The sequence below is a fragment of the Mesorhizobium sp. M7D.F.Ca.US.004.03.1.1 genome, from assembly GCF_003998635.1.
Lineage (GTDB): Bacteria > Pseudomonadota > Alphaproteobacteria > Rhizobiales > Rhizobiaceae > Mesorhizobium > Mesorhizobium loti.
Genome location: NZ_RZQG01000665.1, coordinates 1 through 3,373, shown reverse-complemented (window position 1 = coordinate 3,373; position 3,373 = coordinate 1). Strand labels below are relative to the sequence as shown.

Below are 3,373 nucleotides of genomic sequence, written 5' to 3'. Positions count from 1 at the left end.
CTGCAGGGCCTCACCGCCATTCACCGCCATGGCAAGATCGCGCCCGGCGAGAACATCGTGCTGGTGGTGACCGCCTCGGCGCATCGCCACGCGGCGTTCGAGGCAGCGAACTTTCTCATGGACTATTTGAAATCGCGCGCGCCCTTCTGGAAGAAGGAGCATCGCGCTGACGGCTCCGAGGGCGGTTGGGTCGAGGCCAAGGAGGCCGACGACGAGGCGGCCGGCCGCTGGAAATCGTCGGACTAAAATACCGCCGCAGCCATGCATTGACCGCAATCCTTTGGCCAATTGAGCGCGGTTGGTCAGCTTGGGCGTTGACAGCCCGGGGCATTGGCCAACCTGGGCACTGGCGGCCCGGGGCAAGGGAGATGGTCATGCTGGACAGGATCGCGGAGTTCTTCGTCTTCGGTTTCGTGCCTCTGGTCGTCGGCATATTGGCCGTGCCGGAACTGTCTGTTGCCGCCGAAAATTCCGTGAGAGGCGAGGTGATCTATCGCGAGCGCATCGCCTTGCCGCCCAGTGCCGTGCTCTCTGTCCAGCTTGCCGATGTGTCGCTGGCCGATGCGCCGGCCACCATTATCGGCGAACAGAAAGTGAAGCCGGCCGGCCAGGTGCCGATCAGCTTCGAGATCAAATTCGACCCTTCCGTCATCCGGTCGCAGATGACTTATGCGTTGCAAGCCCGCATCACCGTCGACGACAAGCTCCTGTTCATCTCCGATATGCGCCATCAGGTCGATCCGCTGACCGACGTGCCGCAGACCATCATGCTGAAGATGGTGACGCCGAGCGCCGAGCCGGCGGTTTCCGTCTTTGACCAGCTCTGGCTGGTCGACTATGTCGACGGCATCGGTGCCATCACCGCCCCGCAAGCGACGTTCAGGGTCAGCGAGGCCGGCAAGGCAGGCGGCAGCGGCCCCTGCAACACCTATTTCGCCACCGCCAAGGTCGATGGCCAAACGATCGCGATCAGCGACATCGGCTCGACCTACAAGGCCTGCGCGCCGGAGGTGATGGCTGAGGAAAAGGCGCTGTTCGATGCATTGGCCAAGGCAGCATCATACACTGTCGATGCCGGCAAGCTCACCATCGCCGACAAGGATGGCCGCGAGATTCTGCGCCTTAGCGCTGCAAGCTGAGGCATCTTGATGGTCGGGCTCATGGCCTGACCACGGATCTCGGCACGCTGGTGCCGTAGCGAACAGATGCTCTCACTCAGCCGGTGCGAACACGGCGCCGTAGTGATAGGGCGGCACCTCGACCAGTTCGGTAAGCCTGAGGCCACCCGCCTCGGCGGCTGCTATGGTCTGTTCTGGCGACAGCCTCAATTCGGTCCTAGGTCCGCGAGGCTCGCCCTGGACGATCGTTGTTTCGCGCGGGCGCTGGTGCCAGTTGACGATGGCGAAACGGCCGCCTGGGCTGAGTGTCGCCCGCACCGCGCGCGCCAGACGCGGCCGGTCCGGAACGCCGTGAAAGGCGTTGGCCATGAAGATGAAGTCGGCGGGTCGAGACACCAGGCTTGCAAGCTCATAGGCGTCTCCCGCGACAAAGTCGCAATTCGTCGCGCCGCTTTCGGCCAACCTGCGTCTGGCGGCTTCAAGCAGATCGGCATCGATATCGATGGCCACGACATGACGAACCACCCTGGCGATCGGCAGCGTGAACCAGCCGTCGCCGCAGCAGAGATCGATCACCTCCATGCCTGGCTTGATCCCCGTTGCCGAAAGCACGGCGGCGGGGTCGGGCCACAGCGCCTCCCACCAGCCGCTGTTCGGCATCTCTGTGCCCTGGAAGAAGCCCGGAATGGCACTGGTCATGCTGTGGTCCGCTCCATTGTCGGCAATATACGCTCCATGTCGCACCCTGGTACATGCAGTTCGTGCGCGAGACCTGATCCGTTTCAAGCCAATGAAAAAGGCCGGCGAAACGCCGGCCTTTTTTACGGGATCCAAGGTCTGGACTGTCGGCTCAGCCGACGATCTCGGTGTCCGAGAACCAGTACTTGATCTCTTCTGCCGCGGTCTCCGGCGCGTCGGAGCCGTGCACCGAGTTTTCGCCGATCGACAGCGCATGCACCTTGCGGATGGTGCCTTCGGCGGCGTTGGCCGGGTTGGTGGCGCCCATCACTTCGCGGTTGCGCGCAATGGCATTCTCGCCTTCCAGCACCTGCACGATTGTCGGTGCCGACGACATGAACTCCACCAGCTCGCCGAAGAACGGGCGATCCTTGTGGACGGCATAGAAGCCTTCAGCTTCGCGGCGGCTCATCCAGACCCGGCGCGAGGCGATGACGCGCAGGCCAGCCTCTTCCAGCATCCTGGTAATGGCGCCGGTGAGGTTGCGCCGGGTTGCGTCCGGCTTGATCATGGAAAATGTGCGTTCGAGCGCCATGGGTCGTCCTTGTCTGAGAATGGAATTGAGAGTGGCGGGCTCTATACAAGCCGCCCGGCCCATTGCCAAGGGGTGAGGAACGGTCCGCGAAGCGGAGGGAAAGCCAATTGCTTGGCTTTCCGAGCGACGAACGCCGGGAGCGATAGCGAAGGGCAGGCCGCTGCGCTCCCGAAGCTGACATCGGATGGCTGCCATATGAGACTTTGCTTGCTATACTCGCGCGTCGGCGCCGCGCTGAAGTCGGCCCGCATGGAGCAACATGACCATGACAGACGATCGTCAGGAACGCATTCGCAACCGCGCGCATCAGATCTGGCTGCAAGAGGGACAGCCGGCCGGACACCATGAGCGCCATTGGCATCAGGCGGCGGCCGATGTCGACCAGGAGGATGCCGCGGGGAAGGCAGCCAAAAAGCCAACCAAGAAGGCAGCTGGCGCCGGCAAGGCAAAAGCCGCCCCCAAGGAAGCAAAGGCTGCCACGAAGGCCAGCAAGCCAAAGAAGGCGGCGGCCAAGTAAGGCCCCAGCTATCTCCTCGCTGCTGACCTTTTCCGCAGGACATTGACGGCCCTCGTGCTGCCTTGCGGCAAGGGCAGGCGTTGCGGCGTCACGCCGCCGCGGCCACCTTTCGTCCCAGCCCGCCATGCAGGTCGAGGCAGCGAGTGAACCACTGCGCCACCACGTCGCCGTCGTCGAGCAGTTGGTAAGGCGAGGCTATGCGCGCCCATTGCAGCGCGCCGAAGACGATATAGTCGGCAAACAGCGGCGAACCGCCACCGATGAATGGCTGATAGAAGAGCATTGAACGCAAGGGTTCCAGCGAGGCCCTGAAAGTGCCGAGCCCGGCGTCTCGGGCTGCCATCACGTCTTCCAGCCGCTTGCCGAGACGCTGCTCCCGGTTCTGGCGGAAATAGACGGCATTTTCCGCGTCCTGCATGGCATGAAGGTCCATGATCGCCGCGGTGGTCACATAGGGATGGATGG

Annotated in this window: 6 protein-coding genes; 3 read left to right on the top strand and 3 right to left on the bottom strand. The window is 63.3% G+C overall.

What is annotated here, in order from left to right; translation table 11 throughout:
• The coding region (locus EN935_RS27620; RefSeq protein ID WP_206534582.1) for a molybdenum cofactor biosynthesis protein MoaE at positions 1-246 on the top strand (246 nt) is incomplete at its 5' end.
• A 128-nt stretch (positions 247-374) separates the two neighbouring features.
• Positions 375-1,139 carry a YbaY family lipoprotein gene (locus tag EN935_RS27615; RefSeq protein WP_109662899.1) on the top strand — a complete coding sequence of 255 codons (765 nt, stop codon included), beginning with the start codon at positions 375-377 and terminating at the stop codon, positions 1,137-1,139.
• Between the two features lie 72 nt (positions 1,140-1,211).
• Here the strand turns inward: EN935_RS27615 and EN935_RS27610 are convergent, their stop codons facing one another.
• Together EN935_RS27610 and ndk are read right to left on the bottom strand one after the other, a co-directional pair.
• Complete coding sequence (locus EN935_RS27610) at positions 1,212-1,817, bottom strand: class I SAM-dependent methyltransferase (RefSeq protein ID WP_109662901.1); 606 nt, start codon at positions 1,815-1,817, stop codon at positions 1,212-1,214.
• Positions 1,818-1,968: 151 nt separating this feature from the next.
• Complete coding sequence (gene ndk / locus EN935_RS27605) at positions 1,969-2,391, bottom strand: nucleoside-diphosphate kinase (RefSeq protein ID WP_027048827.1); 423 nt, start codon at positions 2,389-2,391, stop codon at positions 1,969-1,971.
• Positions 2,392-2,650: 259 nt separating this feature from the next.
• On the opposite strand from ndk, the gene EN935_RS27600 reads away from it, so the two are divergent.
• The gene (locus tag EN935_RS27600) at positions 2,651-2,908 is read left to right on the top strand and encodes a DUF2934 domain-containing protein (protein ID WP_127264936.1); all 258 of its coding nucleotides are present in this window, start codon (positions 2,651-2,653) and stop codon (positions 2,906-2,908) included.
• 88 nt (positions 2,909-2,996) lie between these two features.
• On the opposite strand, the gene EN935_RS27595 is transcribed toward EN935_RS27600, so the two are convergent.
• Positions 2,997-3,373, bottom strand: a 377-nt coding sequence (locus EN935_RS27595) for a glutathione S-transferase C-terminal domain-containing protein (RefSeq protein ID WP_206534581.1), incomplete at its 5' end; no start/stop codon positions are given.

What these genes read in the sequence shown, in the direction of transcription:
- ndk (WP_027048827.1), bottom strand. Translation starts at nt 2,391, where the DNA reads ATGGCGCTCGAACGCACATTTTCCATGATCAAGCCGGACGCAACCCGG.
- EN935_RS27600 (WP_127264936.1), top strand. Translation starts at nt 2,651, where the DNA reads ATGACCATGACAGACGATCGTCAGGAACGCATTCGCAACCGCGCGCAT.
- EN935_RS27610 (WP_109662901.1), bottom strand. Translation starts at nt 1,817, where the DNA reads ATGACCAGTGCCATTCCGGGCTTCTTCCAGGGCACAGAGATGCCGAAC.
- EN935_RS27615 (WP_109662899.1), top strand. Translation starts at nt 375, where the DNA reads ATGCTGGACAGGATCGCGGAGTTCTTCGTCTTCGGTTTCGTGCCTCTG.